This is a genomic window from Rhodoplanes sp. SY1, from assembly GCF_046000175.1.
Lineage (GTDB): Bacteria > Pseudomonadota > Alphaproteobacteria > Rhizobiales > Xanthobacteraceae > Rhodoplanes.
Map to the genome: position 1 here is coordinate 1 of NZ_JBEOMB010000127.1, position 15350 is coordinate 15350.

17 protein-coding genes and 1 pseudogene are annotated in these 15350 nt (G+C 63.8%); 9 read left to right on the plus strand and 9 right to left on the minus strand.

The annotated features are described in order from the left end of the window. Positions 1–278: 278 nt before the first annotated feature. From ABTU92_RS24745 to ABTU92_RS24760, 4 genes are all read left to right on the plus strand, one after another. Positions 279–1274, plus strand: a complete 996-nt coding sequence (locus ABTU92_RS24745) for a DNA methyltransferase (RefSeq protein WP_408094288.1) — start codon at positions 279–281, stop codon at positions 1272–1274. Further along, on the plus strand, positions 1274–2197 hold the full coding sequence (locus ABTU92_RS24750; RefSeq protein WP_408094272.1) for a hypothetical protein: 924 nt from the start codon (positions 1274–1276) through the stop codon (positions 2195–2197). The genes ABTU92_RS24745 and ABTU92_RS24750 overlap by 1 nt, the downstream gene beginning before the upstream one ends. 373 nt (positions 2198–2570) lie before the next feature. Then, a complete protein-coding gene (locus tag ABTU92_RS24755) occupies positions 2571–3242 on the plus strand; it encodes a hypothetical protein (protein ID WP_408094273.1) in 672 nt (223 codons plus the stop codon). An 88-nt stretch (positions 3243–3330) separates the two neighbouring features. Further along, positions 3331–4953: a type IV secretory system conjugative DNA transfer family protein gene (locus ABTU92_RS24760; protein ID WP_408094274.1), complete on the plus strand. Its 1623-nt coding sequence runs from the start codon at positions 3331–3333 to the stop codon at positions 4951–4953. Positions 4954–5521: 568 nt separating this feature from the next. Here the strand turns inward: ABTU92_RS24760 and mobQ are convergent. After that, positions 5522–6148 (minus strand): annotated as a pseudogene (mobQ, locus tag ABTU92_RS24765) (MobQ family relaxase); the annotation flags it as partial. 197 nt (positions 6149–6345) lie between these two features. Here mobQ and ABTU92_RS24770 point away from each other — a divergent pair. Beyond that, positions 6346–6657 carry a hypothetical protein gene (locus ABTU92_RS24770; RefSeq protein ID WP_408094275.1) on the plus strand — a complete coding sequence of 104 codons (312 nt, stop codon included), beginning with the start codon at positions 6346–6348 and terminating at the stop codon, positions 6655–6657. 218 nt (positions 6658–6875) lie between these two features. Here ABTU92_RS24770 and ABTU92_RS24775 read toward each other — a convergent pair whose 3' ends face one another. Further along, positions 6876–7175, minus strand: a complete 300-nt coding sequence (locus tag ABTU92_RS24775) for a type II toxin-antitoxin system RelE/ParE family toxin (protein ID WP_408094276.1) — start codon at positions 7173–7175, stop codon at positions 6876–6878. After that, entirely contained in the window at positions 7175–7435 is a 261-nt protein-coding gene (locus ABTU92_RS24780; RefSeq protein ID WP_408094277.1) for a type II toxin-antitoxin system ParD family antitoxin, read from the minus strand. Before ABTU92_RS24780 ends, ABTU92_RS24775 begins: the two co-directional genes overlap by 1 nt. 249 nt (positions 7436–7684) lie before the next feature. On the opposite strand from ABTU92_RS24780, the gene ABTU92_RS24785 reads away from it, so the two are divergent. Then, positions 7685–7957 carry a hypothetical protein gene (locus ABTU92_RS24785; RefSeq protein WP_408094278.1) on the plus strand — a complete coding sequence of 91 codons (273 nt, stop codon included), beginning with the start codon at positions 7685–7687 and terminating at the stop codon, positions 7955–7957. Between the two features lie 391 nt (positions 7958–8348). On the opposite strand, the gene ABTU92_RS24790 is transcribed toward ABTU92_RS24785, so the two are convergent. From ABTU92_RS24790 to parA, 3 genes are read right to left on the minus strand one after another with little or no spacing between them, the layout of a single operon-like run. Continuing rightward, positions 8349–9569, minus strand: coding sequence for a replication protein RepA (locus ABTU92_RS24790; protein WP_408094279.1), 1221 nt, complete (start codon positions 9567–9569; stop codon positions 8349–8351). A gap of 42 nt (positions 9570–9611) precedes the next feature. After that, positions 9612–9866, minus strand: a complete 255-nt coding sequence (locus tag ABTU92_RS24795; protein WP_408094280.1) for a plasmid partition protein ParG — start codon at positions 9864–9866, stop codon at positions 9612–9614. Beyond that, entirely contained in the window at positions 9866–10510 is a 645-nt protein-coding gene (parA, locus tag ABTU92_RS24800) for a ParA family partition ATPase (RefSeq protein ID WP_408094281.1), read from the minus strand. The genes ABTU92_RS24795 and parA overlap by 1 nt, the downstream gene beginning before the upstream one ends. A 365-nt stretch (positions 10511–10875) precedes the next feature. Between parA and ABTU92_RS24805 the strand changes: the two genes are divergently transcribed. After that, complete coding sequence (locus ABTU92_RS24805) at positions 10876–11949, plus strand: hypothetical protein (protein WP_408094282.1); 1074 nt, start codon at positions 10876–10878, stop codon at positions 11947–11949. Between the two features lie 95 nt (positions 11950–12044). Further along, positions 12045–12872 carry a tail fiber domain-containing protein gene (locus tag ABTU92_RS24810; protein ID WP_408094283.1) on the plus strand — a complete coding sequence of 276 codons (828 nt, stop codon included), beginning with the start codon at positions 12045–12047 and terminating at the stop codon, positions 12870–12872. A gap of 18 nt (positions 12873–12890) precedes the next feature. Here ABTU92_RS24810 and ABTU92_RS24815 read toward each other — a convergent pair whose 3' ends face one another. Beyond that, a complete protein-coding gene (locus ABTU92_RS24815; RefSeq protein ID WP_408094284.1) occupies positions 12891–13496 on the minus strand; it encodes a hypothetical protein in 606 nt (201 codons plus the stop codon). 123 nt (positions 13497–13619) lie between these two features. Here ABTU92_RS24815 and ABTU92_RS24820 point away from each other — a divergent pair, with 123 nt between their 5' ends. Continuing rightward, positions 13620–13919, plus strand: a complete 300-nt coding sequence (locus ABTU92_RS24820; protein ID WP_408094285.1) for a hypothetical protein — start codon at positions 13620–13622, stop codon at positions 13917–13919. A 20-nt stretch (positions 13920–13939) separates the two neighbouring features. On the opposite strand, the gene ABTU92_RS24825 is transcribed toward ABTU92_RS24820, so the two are convergent. Beyond that, a complete protein-coding gene (locus ABTU92_RS24825) occupies positions 13940–14896 on the minus strand; it encodes a tyrosine-type recombinase/integrase (RefSeq protein WP_408094286.1) in 957 nt (318 codons plus the stop codon). Further along, positions 14893–15297: a hypothetical protein gene (locus tag ABTU92_RS24830; RefSeq protein WP_408094287.1), complete on the minus strand. Its 405-nt coding sequence runs from the start codon at positions 15295–15297 to the stop codon at positions 14893–14895. Before ABTU92_RS24830 ends, ABTU92_RS24825 begins: the two co-directional genes overlap by 4 nt. Positions 15298–15350 lie beyond the last annotated feature (53 nt).

The window sequence follows — 15350 nt, forward strand, 5'->3', positions numbered from 1 at the left end:
ACATGGTATTCGGATCCGGGGCAGGGAGATGCTCTGATCGAAGCTCCCCACCAAAGGAAGGACGCCGGTGTGAGCCACTACAATTTAAGATGCTCCCGGAGAGCGTTCGAGCGCCCTTCCACTGAGGGCAGAGTTTGCAATCTGGCGCTTCGCGCCGCGCTCGCCATCAAGATGCAGGTGAGTTACCGTTTTCTGTCGACTCAGTCGGCTCTGGGGGAGTGATGAGGCAGCCTAGAATTGCCGCCGCGCACACGGGCGACGGAACCCTGCGCTTGGGAATGGCGTCGCTGCATCCGTGTGACGCGCTTAAGGCGTATGAATTTTGGCTACCACCGACCACAATTATTGCCGATGGCCCGTACGGTCTTGGCAAATTTCCGGGCGAGCCGAACACGCCGGACGGGCTGGCCGAATGGTATGCTCCTCATGCTGCGGCGTGGGCCAAACATGCACAGCCTTTCACTACCCTCTGGTTCTGGAACAGTGAAATCGGCTGGGCAAAGGCGCATCCCACCCTTGAGCTGCACGGCTGGCAATATGAAGAAACGGTCGTTTGGGACAAGGGTATTGCGCATATTGCAGGTAATGTTAACTCGCGAACCATTAGGGGGCTGCCGGTAGTTACAGAGGTGGCGGTCCGCTATACTAGAAAAGTGACTCTGACCACTGGAAGCGGCCACGAGTTGCCTTTAAAAGAATGGCTGCGCCACGAATGGCAACGGTCCGGGTTGCCTATGTTGCAAAGCAATGAAGCTTGCGGTGTCGCGAATGCTGCAACACGAAAATATCTGACTCAGTGCCATCTCTGGTACTTCCCACCTGGAGATGCAGTAGTAGCTATGTCGCGGTGGTGCACTGCCAATGGGCACAAGACAGACAAGCCATACTTCTCGTTAGACGGAGTTAATCCGCCCACCGCTGAAGTGTGGGATCGGCTCCGCGCGAAGTGGAACCACGTTCACGCTCTGACCAACGTCTGGCACGAGGCTCCGGTGCATGGTGCCGAGCGTGTAAAGAACCCTAAGGGTGGCGGATATCTTCACGCGAATCAGAAACCGCTTTCCCTTATGGAGCGTCAAATTCTAGCTTCCACAGATCTCGGTGACGTTGTTTGGGAGCCCTTCGGTGGGTTGGCGTCCGCGACCGTTGCAGCCATACGAAATGGCCGCAGGGCGCATATGGCGGAAATCAATAGAGAGTTCTTCGATGCCGGTGTGGCCCGTGTAAGAGCCGAACTGTCCGTGCCTCGCACTCGGACAAAGGCGGCGTCGTGATGCCTGCAGGAGTCGCTCCGGCCCGGTCGAACGGCCCCGAATCGGATTGGCCTCATCGGCCGCTCTATGACCGTGTGATTGACGCCTTGCATGCTTTGCCCTCGCGATTTCACACGGCGTTGCGTATCGCCGGAATTAGCGCCACGGATCTTTTCACACTGAACTCGGCCCTCGGTGCCGCCATCGAGGCCTCTGTCGTCGAGAATCTGAACATTCTGCGCGAGCTGTGGGACCCTAACGGAAAGTACGACGTGTACTCATTCGTCCGCCAGGCGCAGGTATTTCCGGACGTGAGGCTACAAACGACAGCGCCGGGCATACCGGAATCAGACCGCATTTTGATGGGAATTGAACTAAAGGGGTGGTTTATCCTCTCAAAAGAAGGTGAGCCGTCCTTTCGTTATAAAGCGTCCCCACAAGTATGTGCCCCTCAAGACTTGCTTGTGGTTTTTCCGTGGGGCCTTGATGAGGTTATATCTGGCGCGCCACGACTGATGCGCCCATTTGTTGAAGAGGCGAGATTTGCTGCTGAGCACCGCAATCATTATTGGAGTTCTATGCGCGGGGTGGAGGGCGAAGATGCGGGCATCAAACTGGCTGAAGCGGTCACGCCGTATCCGAATAAGGGCCAAAGATTCAACGATGAAGCGGTCAAGGATGGAGGCAAAAACTTCGGACGTGTGGCGCGCGGGGGGTTTATGACTGAATTCGTTAACGGGCTGCTTGAGCAGCCTGTCTCCGGCATTCCCGCGAAACACTGGCAGGGTTTCTTGAAGATTTTTGCCGAGGGCGCGAGTGGCGACGATATCGAACGGAAGTTAAGAACTATCCGAGCGCAAGCTGAGGAAGCAGGTCTAACTGCGACGGGTATGGAAGCTTTTGATCGTATCCAAGAAGCCCTTAGAGAGTTGATAAGTAGGTAATTGTGGTTTGCCTGGCTTTTAAAATACTTCTTTTAAATAAGACCACCCCTTCTGCAACAGGGAGGCCATGTCGAATGTAGGCTCCCGACTGGTCGATTGCTGTGGGTGCTGAGCCTTTCCATTCTCCTTCGCCTCGCTCGGGGCGAATATCGCCCCGAGCGAACGGTCGCCCCTCGCCGCCCCGGAGCGGCCGGGTCAAGGCCGCGCGTAGCGCGCCCGCAGGGCTTGGCCTTGAGGCGGCCGGGCCGGGGTGGCTCTTCCCGTCCCTTCGCTTGCTCGCCGGGCCGAAACCGCAGGGCCGCACTATTACGTCTTCGCGGGCGGCGCCGATTCGGGAATTATTCTGGTACAGGCAACCTCAGGAGGTTTCGGAATGCTGCGTCTGCTTGCCGCCGTGCTGGCGCTGATGGTTGTCGCGCCGCCTGCGCACGCGTTCATATTCTTTGCGTTGGCCGCAGCGGCCAACAAGGAAGACCCGCGCCCGCCGCGTCCGCGCGAGGCGACGCGGGCGACGCCCAAGCCCCTGCCGAAGGTGGCGCAGCTCGCCCCCAGCGGCCGGGGCGTCCCGGCCTGGCGGGTGCGTCTCTACCCGTGGAAGGCGGATTCGGACGTCCGCTTTTCCGACCATCTGCGCAGCCTGGAGATGCGCAACCAGCCGTTCGACGCCACGCTCGGGCAGGAAACGCGAACGCAGATGTTCGTCTACAAGCTGGAAGGCGTGTTCCAGCCGCAGACTTCCGGCCGCTACGTGTTCGGGTTCGATACCCGCTGCGGGTTCGGCCATCCCTGCAACCTGATCGTGCGCATCGGCGGTCAGGAAGTGCTGCGGATCACCAAGCAGCAAAATCTCAGTCAGATGCTGACCGGCGCCGTCACCGTCACCGAGGGCAACCGCTATCCGGTGGAGATCATCTTCGGCCTGGCGCACAACAATTTCATCAAGTGGCAACCGCAACGGGTCGCCCTGACGGTGGCCCTGCGGGAGAGCGACGAGAACAATTTCCGGGACTTCCGCGCGGGGGAGCTGGTGCCCGCGACGAACTGAGCAGCACCGGCGGCGCCCCTGTAACTTTCTGCCTGCGCGCGCAGCACGGGCCTTCCCGGCGCCGGGCCGCCTGTGGAACGATGGGGGCATGCAGCTCCTGGGGTGGTTCCTGTGGTTGGCCTGGCAGCCGGTGGTGGCACTGTGGCGGCTTTCGACGTGGCTCCGGCCCCGCATCTTCGGCGGTCGTGGCCCCGCGCGGCGCGACGGCAGCCACGGCACGGCGCGGTGGGCGACCGTCCGTGACGCGGGGCGCGCGGGCCTGCTGCGGGGCAGCGGCCCAATTCTCGGCGGCGTCGGCCTGTTCGGCCGCCTCGCGCGCTTCACCACGGATGGGCTGATGTGGGTGTTCGCCGCGACCGGCGCGGGCAAGGGCCTCGGCATCGTCGTGCCGACCCTCCTGAGCTACCCCGGCAGCATCGTGGTCACCGACCCCAAGGGCGAGAACTACGCCGTCACGCGGCGCGAACGGCAGCGGCGCGGCACCGTGGTGATGCTCAATCCGAGCAACCTCCCGGCGTCCGCCCGGTTCAATCCGCTCGATATCATCCGCAAGGACAGCGACCTCGAGAGCGCGGACGCCGTCGCCCTCGCGCGTCTCATGACCAAGCCGGAACGCGAGCCGACGCACTGGGACAACAAGGCGGCCTCGCTGCTCACGGCCTTGCTCCTGCACACGCTGCACAGCGAGCCGCCGGAGACCCGCACGCTGGCGCACGTGCGGCGGCTGTCGGTCGGCGGCGCGCACAGTTTCCGCGAGACCCTGCAGGAGATCGCCGGGGGATCGCGCTCGCTCTACGCCCGCGAGATCGCGCAGGGCTACCTGCGCCAGGTGCCGGAGGACGCCGGGGAAGAGGGCGAGTTCAGCTCGATCCTCTCGACGCTCGACAAGGCCACGGAGATCTGGTCGGCGGGCTCGCCGGTCGGCCGCCTGTCGGAGTATTCCACCTTCGCGCTCACCGAGCTGGTGACCTCGGTCACCACGCTGTACCTGTGCCTCGATGAGGAACTGCTGACGGTTTACGACCGCTGGCTGCGCGTGATGGCGGGCTGCGTGCTCAACACGCTGACGCGCGCCAAGCATCTGGAGCGGCCACGCCACAAGGTGGTGCTGCTGCTCGACGAGGTGGCGGCACTGGGGCCCCTGGAGACCCTGCAGAACCAGTCGGGCCTGCTGCGCGCGTACTGCACGCCGGTGCTGATCTGGCAGAACCTGCCACAGGTGCGCGCGGTCTACGGCGACGGCGCCGACGCGTTCCTGGCCAACGCCAGCGCGCGGGTGTTCTTCGGCGTTTCCGACAACCAGACCGCCGCGTATGTGGCGGCGATGGTCGGCAACGCCACGGTGCTGTCGCACTCGCAGGGCCAGTCGCAGACGGCCGACGCGTGGTTCGCCACCAACCGGCAGGAAGGTCTTGCGGAAAGCGGCTACCCGCTGCTGGATGCCGCCGAGGCGCAGGCATTGCCGTTGACCGAGATGGTCGCCCGTGTGCGAGGCCTGGCCTGGCCGCTGCGGGCACACCGCCTCGATTATCGCCGCGTCATCCGCTGGCAGGGTCGCTGGGATGCCTGGTCCGCGAACGCCCCGCCTGCGGACGGCGGCGCTCCTGCGGGCGCCGCAGCTGCGCCCAGCGCTCCACGGCATGGCGCCGCGCCAGGCGGGATTCCCGTCCCGCCATCGCCCACGTCAGCGCCTGCTCAACCGCCCGCATGAGGTCACGCACCTGCTGTGCGCGCCGCGCGGCATGCTCGCGCGCCTGCCGTTCAAGCTCGCGTTTCCGGCGCTGTTCCTCGGCGGCCTGGGCGCGCATCCAGCGGAACCGCGCGCCGCGTATCTGCCCCTCAAGATAGAAATTGGTGCGCCGCTCCCAGAAGTCGAGCTTGCGCCGCAGACGCGCCACCTGGCGCTCGAACTTCACCGTCCGGCGGCGGGCGCGCTCGGCGCCGACGCCGATGCGCCAGAGCAGGTGATCGAACCGCGTGCTGCCCCGGTCAATGGCGGGATAGGACACCATGCGTCGCCATTGCCGGTCGCGGCGCTTCCAGAACAGGCGCTCCGGGTTGTCGTTGAAGCCGGGCGCGTGCCACATCCCCGGATCAAGGGCGGGCTGGCGCTCCCGCCTCGGCTGACGCGGCGGACGCACCCAGCGGTCGCGGCTCACCGGCCGCTGCTGCTTGCGGGCCAGCGCCGTGCCCTGGCGGCCAAGGTGGATTTCCGGGAGGCGGTCAAGGTCAAGGACCGCGCAGCGGTCGCCCCGCGCCTGCGCCGCCTCGCGCTGCGCGGCCAGCGTGCGGTGGTCCACCCGGTCCCGTTGCCCGGCGCGTTCAAGCGCCTGGTTCTGTTCCTCGCTCCAGGCGGCGCGCCACGCGGCCAGCAGTTCCTTGCTGTTCCACGCGCGGGTCTTGACCGGGTCGAGCCCGTGCGGCGTGCCGCGCCGCAGGGTCAGCATGACGTGGGCGTGGTAGTTGCGGCGGTCGTCACCGCTCCCGGCATCGGGCCGGTGCCAGGCGATGTCAGCCACCATCCCCCGGCTGACGAAGTGCCGCCGCACGAACCCGCGCACCAGCTCGAACCGCTGTTCGTCGGTCAGCTCGTGAGGCAACGCCATGTTGATCTCGCGGGCCAGCTGGGCGTCGCGGCGCTTTTCCATCGCCTCGACGCGGTTCCACAGCAGCTCGCGTTGCGCCAGCCAGGGCGCGGCGCCTTCAGGCAGCAGGATTTCAGCGCGCTGCAGGCCGGACTTGCGCGTGTAGTCCACGCGCTCGCCCGTGTTTTCGTCGCGCAGCGCACAGCGCGCGCGGTAGGCCGCCGCCTTGACCGCGTTCGATCCCGGCCGCGCCCGTCCGCTGGCCGGATCAATCCTGGGCGCCCGCCCAAGAACCTGCACCGCGAAATGGTAGGACGCCATCGGCGTGTGATTTCCCCTCAAACTGCGCGCCTCCCGGCGCGCTCCTTCCGGCCGATGGCCACCTCCGTGTGGCGGCCGGGCACCTATGTTGCGAAGCAATGTATAAGTGCGCTATTCACCTTTCAACCCCTCCCCTTCCGGTCAGGCCGTGGCGATGTCACCCTGTGCCGCCCGTGCCTCTCTCCCCGGCTCCGCCCATGACCTCCTCCCCTTCCTTTCCGCGCTGGCTGGCCCGGCAGCTGGCCGAGCTGGCCATCCTGGCCGCCGCGCTGACGCTGGCGGCCGACTGGCTGGGCGGGATGACCGGCTGGTGGCCGCCCGTCCTGCATTGCGGGGTGGTCTCCGGACTGCTCTCGCCGGGCGGAGCGGCGGAAGGCGCCGCCCTGCTGCTGGTGAGCGCCGGGTTCATCCTCACCGTGCTGGGGCAGCGGAAACCGGGCGCCTGGCTGCTGCTGGCCGGGTTCGTCTTCCTGCTGGCCGGTGCCTACACAGGCCAGGCCGTGTGCTGACGGCACCCCTGGGGGGCTGTCTGCCCCCCAGACCCCCCGAGGATATTTGCGGAACAGTGATGCAGGGTGGATTCCGGGGAGGCGTGGGGCGTGGCATGATGGCGTCACGGTACAGCCGGGGACGGCGATGACCGTGAACGGTGATGGCGCCCCTGCCCCTGCTGCGGGGGCGTTCCCGCAGGAATGCCCTTGCCTTTGGGCCACCCCGCCGCGTCGGATTACTCGGCCGGGAACAGCAGGCCGTCGGTATCCATCGCGCCGTGCAGAACGTGCAGGATCGTCACGGCATCCGCCTCCACCCGGTAGAATATCAGATAGGCGCCGTGTACCACGCGGCGGATGCCGCTGGCCTCATGGCGGGGCACCAGGGGGTAGGCGCGCGGCATCGTCAGCACGCGGGCGCAGTGGTGTTCGATCTCCGCCACGAACGAGAGAGCTCTGGACGGGTTGTCCGCTGCGATGTGATCGCCGATCCGCAGGAGGTCAGTCCGGGCCTCCGCAGCAAACACAAGCCTCATTATCCCCGGCTTCCGTCCGTGGCCGCGCCGTAGCGGGCACGCAGTTCGGCAAACAGCTCGTCTGCGGGATGAACGCGCCCGGCGTCGGCATCGGCGACACCGCGCGCCAGCGCGGCATCGAGGGCGGCGAGGCGCTGTTCGCGTTCCTCAACGAGGCGGATCCCCTCGCGGATCACTTCGCTTTTTGAGTTGTAGCGGCCTGTGGCCACCAGCCGGTCAACCGTCTTTTCAAGATTTCCCAGCGAGACGCTGCTTGGCATGGGATCAGTCTCCTTTCCTCAGACTTATAGCATATAGTGCTAACAGTTATCAACGGCCGTCCTGACAAGGGCTCCTCGCGGGGCTACGGGGGACATCGCACGGCGCAGCATGCTGAGAGGCTCCCAGACGGCCATGGGGAGGGTTTTCATGGTGGGGTGCCCTCTCCTTCACTCCAAGCCTCCCGACGCCGTTAAAACGGCGCTCCTTCGGGCTGAGCGTGGTCATTCGTCGTTGGCGGCATTGAGGTCGTGCATGATGTCCTGACCGAGGTAGCCGACGCACAGGATGGCAACCTCACCGGACAACGCCGCAAAGGCGACGGTCACGCGGTGCAGGCGCGGCGGCGGGACGGTACGGAGTCCCGGCCGGAGATCATCGCGCCGCGTTCCGACGTGCGGAAACTCGCCGAGGCTGCGGCGGAAGGCTTCGCTGCTCCTGAGGATGCGGATGGCACGCTCTGCGGAGCAGGTCAGGTCCGGAGCTTCTTCATCTTCAAAAAAATGAGGCGTGCTCTTTTATGAAGATAAGAAGTTATAAGAACTCTTTTCAGTTAAGATATATGTAGGGGCCGCTTTGCGTTTCATATCAACGGCTTAGACCAAAAAAGCGCACCCGACTCTGCGTAAAAGCGCACCCGACTCTGCGTAAAAATGGGGGGTGGGCGCACCCGACTCTGCGTAAAAGCGCACCCGACTCTGCGTAGCCGGTGGGTAACTTGCTGAGGTCATTTGTGAAAGTTATCCACAGGCGCACCCGACTCTGCGTGACAGGGGGACGCGAAGGGGAGGCGCACCCGACTCTGCGTGAGGGGGGAGCAGCACGTTGTAAAGGGTGGCGAAATTCCGCGCTGAAACGCACCCAAGTCAGCGTTTTCAAGTGGTTGCGTGTACGGGATTTTTCCTGACGGCCGAATCAGGGGCGCTTGAGTGCGCGTTTTTGCGGGGCAAGAAGCGCTTTTCCGTCAGTGGGATGGAATATCACGCCTTTCTCGGAGACCTGCAACCTGAGATTCGGGTAGACCTCCTGGATATGTTTGAGGTCGTCCGCGAAGGACTGGCGGAACTTGCGGTCGCGGCTGGTGACGTCACGGCCGAACTGCTGCTTGAGGTTGTCCCACGAGAGCGAAAGCGGGCGCTCGACGTGGCGCAGCCGGTAGACCAGCCACAACAGGATGTCTATCTGCTTGGCCGAATTGGCGAAGGCCCTTACCGCCCGGATGTCAATCGGCAGCGCGTGCTCCTTCAACGTGCGGAAGAACTTCTCGTCCATGTAGAGCTTGGTGTTCCACAGCACGCGCTGGTCGGGATGGCTGGGAAGCCAGACCTCGAAAGCCTCGATCGGCTGGGTGCTGATGGTGGTGGTCTTGTTGCCCCGCCACAGTCCGATCTGCATGCGGGCGGCGGCAAGCCGGTGCAGCTGCTCCTTGAACTGGGTAATGGTACCGCGCGGCCCGCCGGTGACGTCGAACCCGAGTTCGCGGATGAAGGCGCTCATGCTGTCCGCGACCTCGATCTCGTGGGAGTTCTGGCGCACGGCCATGGTGCAGATGTGCAGGAGCAGCAGGCGGGCCTTGGGGCCGTAGGGCAGCCCTTGCTTGACCATTTTTCCGGAGTTGGGGTCTTTCAGGAACCCGGCCTGCACCACCAGGGAGCTGCGGCCGTACTCGCGCACGTAATCGGACTCACCCTCCGGGGGCTTTTTGTAAGGAAGGCCGCACAGCGCAAGCACGCTGTGCAGGTGGTAACGGTCGGCGTCGGTAAGCTCGGCGTCGAGCGCGTCCCGCACTTCCTCCCGGCGCCGGGCAAGCGGGCCGAGGCTGGCCAGGTGCCTGGCCTTCGCGTCGCGGGCCTGCTGCTCCCGGACAACCTGCTCGCGGATCATGCTGTAGAAGCGCCGGTCTGCGATGTACCGGGCGAGGCGTTCGCGTAAGTCGGCGTCCCTTACCTCGGGGTCGTCAGGGGAAGTTGTCGCCACGGGAGCCCCCTCCCCCCGGTCCCGCATCGCCTGGCGCGCCACCAGGTAACGCAGGATGTCGGGGAACTCGGGCGAGCCCCGCGCGGCTTCCAGCTCTGCCCGGAGATCCGCGTCGCGGACGGAGGTTTCGTCGACGGGGGTGGCACGCGGCTCAGGCATGATCGGACAGAAAATCGTAAAGTCGTAAAGTCGTAAACACGGCTATTTCTCCGGGAACTCACGTTCAAGGATCTCCCGGAGCACGTCGGCCATTTTCAGGCCCTGAACGGCGCACTGCGCCTTGATGCGCTTGTGCAGGCTCTCGGTGACGTCGAGCGTGAAGCGCTTCATCGGCTCCGGGCGGGCAGGGCCGGGCGCGGGGGCTTCGCGGTCGGCAACGGACCCTCCTGCCCGCGACTGCACCCAGTCGTCGGGGCTGGTCTTGCCGGGGGTCTTGAACGGGACGGTCTTGTTCATCAGGCGGCTTTCTTCTTCTCGGTTTGCATGACCTGCTGGACGAGAGCGGTCATTTCGCGGGCGGCCTCGCTGTCCGGATCGGCTTCGATCACGGCAAGTCCCTGCGCCGCACTCTCGGCGAAGATCACCCGCTGGCCGATGGTGGTCGGCAGCACGGGAATCTCTTCGAACCGGGAGAGGGCGGAGGCCACGTCCCGCCCGATGGCCGTGTTTACGATTTTGCGGTTAATCGCAAATACGCCCCGCAATTCAGGTTTGAACTGCTGGGCCTCACGGATCAGCTGGACGGTCTCGGCGGCCGCCCACACGTCATACGGTGACGGCTGAACCGGGATCAGCACCAGGTCACTGGCAAGAATGGCGGCGCGCCCCAGCTCGTTCACGCGGGGCGCGCCGTCTATGACCACCACGTCGTAGTCGCGGGCGATGTCGGGAAGGTCGCGGTGGAGCGTCGGCTTGGCCATGCCGATGACGGCGAACAGGGGATCGAGGTCGCGGACGCTCGACCAGGTGAGGGCGCTGGCCTGCGGATCGGCATCCACCAGCAGCACGCGCCTTCCGGCCTTGGCGAGGGTCGCGGCGAGATTGACGGCGATGGTGGTTTTGCCCACCCCGCCCTTCTGGTTCAGCACGCCGATGATCATCGCGCCGCCTTTCTGTGATTACGATTTGCCGGAATTACGATTACACGATTGAAGAGAGGGAACCATCCCGAGGTCTGAAAATTCGTGTGTGCCGTGGCGACTTTGCCACAAAATCGTATTTACGATTTTACTGAATTAAGATCTGGGTACGGTTGGGGGAGTGCCGGAAGTGGCGTCAATGAGTCGTGATGCCGCCTTCCTTCCCGATGAAGGTGCCTCTTCACGGGAAGGGGGGCTCGTTCCCTGGTGTGTTCAACATCCCGCATCCCTCTGGCAAATATGCGTAATCGGCGGGCAGGGGGCTGGGGTGGCGGGCAGCCACGGGCTATCCTTACCGGGTGATCCGCCGTTGCCTGCGCGCGCTTGTGCTGACCGTCCTCACCGGGATGGCAGGCTCTGCCGTGGCGGAGGAATTCGCAAACTTCGCGATCATCTCGTCCACGCTGGGCATGCACGGCAGTCGCCTGTGCATCGGCGAGGCCTCGCGGGGGGATATCGGCTGCCCGACCTATGCGCCGAGCCTCACCAGCGCCGGGCACGTGTCCGTCACCGGCAATCTCTCGGCGGCGAAATTCATCGGTGACGGCTCGGGGTTGACCGGGCTCGGCACGGGCGACCGCATCTCCACCAGCGGCGTGGCGAGCGGCGCCAACCTCGGCATGGTGGTGGCAGACCAGGGCACGGTCAGCTTCACCACGGGGGGCGTGGCGGGCACGGCCTACCTCACCACCACGGGGCTGTTCGTCGGCCCCGGCATCAGCGCCACGGCCAACACCAGCAGCTTCACCACCATCTATGCCAGCGGCAACGTGGGTATCGGCACGGCGCCGAGCACCTCGCTGACCGTCAGCGGCACGGTCTGGGGGAGGATGTTCGTCTATGAGGCCCGGTCAGGCCTCGCATCTCCGATCTCCCAAACAGGCACCGGAGGAGGCGGCTCGGGCACACCTGGTGGCAGCCACTCCTACGTCCAGTTCAACAGCGGGGGGACGTTTGCGGGGAGCAGCAGGTTCACCTGGAACGACGGCACCAGCACGCTGGCTGCCACCAACGTTGCCGTGTCGGGAAACCTCTCGACCGGCGGCACGGTGACCGCCGCGCACTTTGTGGGTGACGGCTCGGGGCTGACCGGGGTGGGGAGCGCGGACGCGCTGGTGAGCAACACCACGAGGGTCACGGCCAACGGCGCCTCCGGGTACATCTCGCTCACCACGGCAGGAACCACCACCGGCTATTTCTCGCCCGGCGGGGTGCTGGTGGCGAACGGGATTTCCACCACCACCAACCAGGCCAGCGTCACCACCCTCAAGGCGAACAACATCACCACGGCTAGCCTCGCCAGCGATGCCCCGGCAGGGTTCTGTGACGACGACGCCAACATCGGAAAAATGATCCGGGACCCTGCGACCGGAAAATATGGCCTGTGCCGCGCCAACTAGGCGGCCGGACACCCCGCCGGGGGAGGGGTGAGAATTCTGCCTGAACTGTCAGCAGGTTGGATGCCGGGCGGCCGGAACCCGCCTATCATCGGCGCATGATGCTCCGCACCTCCCGCTTCCTCCTCGCCACCCTCCTGATGATCGGGCTCGCCAGTACGGCGGCAACCACCTGGGCGGCGTGCAGCAACCCGACCGGCGAGGAAGGGGCCATGGTCTATAACCGCGACTACAAGACCATGCAGTTCTGTAATGGCACCCAATGGATGGCCATGGGCGGCGTCTACACCGTGCCGTGGCAGACGAGCGGCACCAACGTCTTCTACAACGGCGGCGATGTCGTGGTTGGAGGGCAGAATCCATCGGGGTCCAAATTTACTGTATATAACGCGACAGAAGGATGGAACGGACTTCGCGTTAATAACAATTCAAGTAGCGGAGATGGAATCTATATAAGCAACGGGGGCTCTGGGGCCACGGGAAGGGGTCTCGCCATTCATAGTTATTCATCTGGCTACATCATCGATTCGTATTGGCAAAATGGCTCCGGGTGGCTGCCGAGAATGTATCTGACTTCTGCTGGCAATCTCTGGATTGCGGGGGCGCTTACACAGAATTCAGATCAGAGGCTAAAAAAAGACATTACCAGGATTGAGTATCCATTAGACAGGCTAAAATATATTAATGGAGTTAGTTTTAGATGGAGGGACGATAGGGAAGATAATGAAAGGCATATAGGAGTCATTGCCCAAGAGGTTCAGGAAGCTTTTCCTGAACTAGTGAGCAAAGATGCGAGTGGAACGCTAAGTGTAAACTATCCGGGGCTGGTGGCCCCGCTGATTGAGGCAGTTAAGGAGCTCAAAGCGGAAAATAACACGCTAAAACATCGTATTGAGAGGGTTGAAGAGAAATTATCAAAAAACTAACATGGCTTGTTGGTCTTGCTACTGGACGATTTTACAACAAATCGCAAAACCAGCAGTGCAAACATCTCTTCGCCAAAGATGATCATAGGCATCAACAACCCAGCTATTTCCAGATGGGTGACTGGAGTGGAGGAATCCTCGACTGGTGCCCGAGCAGATAGAGCTATGGGGGACTTCGGCTGCCCCGCCGCCTCCAGTGAGGGTTTCGTCATTATTGCACGTTGCAATGGACCACAAACCCGAACCTGACGGCCCTGCGGTGACGGTTCGGCATTGCAAAGAGGCTTTTCCTACATCCTTACCATCCTTGCCATCCTTACCGTCTTTGCCGTTTTGGCCATTTACTCCCACACACTGGCTGCCATCCCAAATTGCTTTCTGACCGGCGCACTCCTTGATTTTCTCCAATTCGGCGCTGGTAGAGCTGATCGCCTGTTGCTGCTCCACCACCATCTGCGAGAGCGCCGCATTCTGCGCCTGCAAAGCGGTCAGCGTGCCCTGTGTGGCAAGGTTCTCCGCCCCGCCGCCGCTACCACCACCGACGGGAGACTGCGCCACAGCCTCAAGGGCATGGGGAGCGATCAGCGGGAGTGCCGCGAGCGAGAGGGTGAGGAAGGTGCGCATGCCCCATGCTGGGGCTGTAAGCTTACGGCGGGAAGAGGGGGGCGACGTTTCACGCGAGCCCCTGTGACGGAGCCGCCACGCCATGCCCTTGGTAGGGCGGCCCAAAATCGAGAGGACAGGATTATGGCAAAGTCGCGGGCTGAACTTGTGCAGTTGTCTGATCGTCAGCTCGAAAATGAGTTGTCAACGGAACTGAAAGCGGCACAGTCAGGGTCCGATGCGGTTATGCGCGTACTAGAGGAATATAGTAGAAGAGCAAGCATTGCTCAAATGGACGCTGCCAAGGCAAATAAGTCAGTAGCGAAGTATACAATGGTTGCAGCTCTCATTGCGGCGATGAGCTTGGTTGTGGGCAGCTATTTTCAGTATAAAACTTACCGCCTTGCTGAGGTGACGCAGCAACAAAACCGAGGCACCAAATAATACCTCGCGAGAGGTGACGTCTAGATCAAAATCCTCTCCACCTCATCCAGCGTCAGCTCGTCCTTGCGCCGATCGTAGAGCTGGGTAGTGCGGGTCGAGGCGTGGTTGGCCATGGCGGCGGCGGTCTCCAGCGTGCCCCCGTTTTTCAGGTAGGCGGTGATGCCGGTAGCACGGAAGGTGTGATTGCCGATCTTGGTCGCGATCTCGGCCGCCGCCGCGCGGCGGCCGATCATGGCGTAGGCGTTGGCCTGGGGCAGGGGCGTGCGGGTCAGTTCGCCCGTGACGCGGCTCTGGGTGCGGAACAGCGGCCCCTTGGGATCGGCAGCGAGGCCGCAGCCGTCCATGTAGGCGTGCAGGTAGGTTTCGAGATTGTGGTGGCAGGGCATCTCATGCCGCTTGCCGCCCTTCTCGTGCAGCCGCACCCACAGGCGCCGGTTCTGCACGTAGACGTCCTCCACCTTCATGGCGAGCGCGGCGCCGACGCGGGCAAAGCTATAGGCCATCAGGCCGATCAGCGCCCGGTCGCGCAAACCGATCGGGGTGGACGGGTCGATACTGTCGAGCAGGTGGCGCGCCTCGTCAGGCGCCAGCACGGCGGTCTTGCCCTTCTTCACCACATGGCGTGGCCCGCGCACGGACGCGGCCGGGTTGACCGGGATCACCTGGCCGGTCACCAGCCAGTCGAACAGGTGGCGGATGGCGGCCAGGCGCTGCTTGACGGTCGGCGCCGACCGCTCGCGGCCGAGCAGCTCGACGTAGGCGGCGACGTGCACGGGCTGCACGTCGCCAATCGCGCGCAGCCCATTGGCCTCGCACCAGGCCATGAAGTCCCGTGTCGCCTGGGCGTAGGCGCGCCGCGTGTTCGGGTTACGGATTTGCGCCGTGAAGAACTCGACAAAGCGCACCTGCGCCCGCTCGCCGGTCGCGGCGACCATGGCGGGGAGGGGGGCGGCTGGGAGAACCGCGAGGTGGTTCATGCCTTCCCCTCCGCCTCTGCACGTGCCAGAGCGTTTTTGAAGAAGCTGGCGGGATCGAATTCGAGCCGATCGCTGACCTCGATCAAGGGTTCGGTTGCGGCCGTGTCGAACATGACCTCGTTCACCAGGTCGGGATCGCCTTCCTTCTTGGCCTGCTTCGCCCAGGCGCGGTACTCGGGACGCTCGCGTAATCGCGAAAGCGCCTCCATGCGAAACTCGAACGAGGTGAGGAGGGAGGCGCGGTCAGGGATTTTCTGCTTCCCCAGAGTCTCGTCCAGGAACCGGATGAGGCCGACAGCCCGGCTGGTCATGTCCTGCCGCTGCTTGGCGGGCATGTCGCCGACGTAGGCGACCATCTTTTTCATGAGTTCAGGATCGAGGGGCGGGGTGTGCAATCCCATGGCGCTCTCCAATATATGATAATGTCCTTTATCATATATTAATGGAGCTGTCC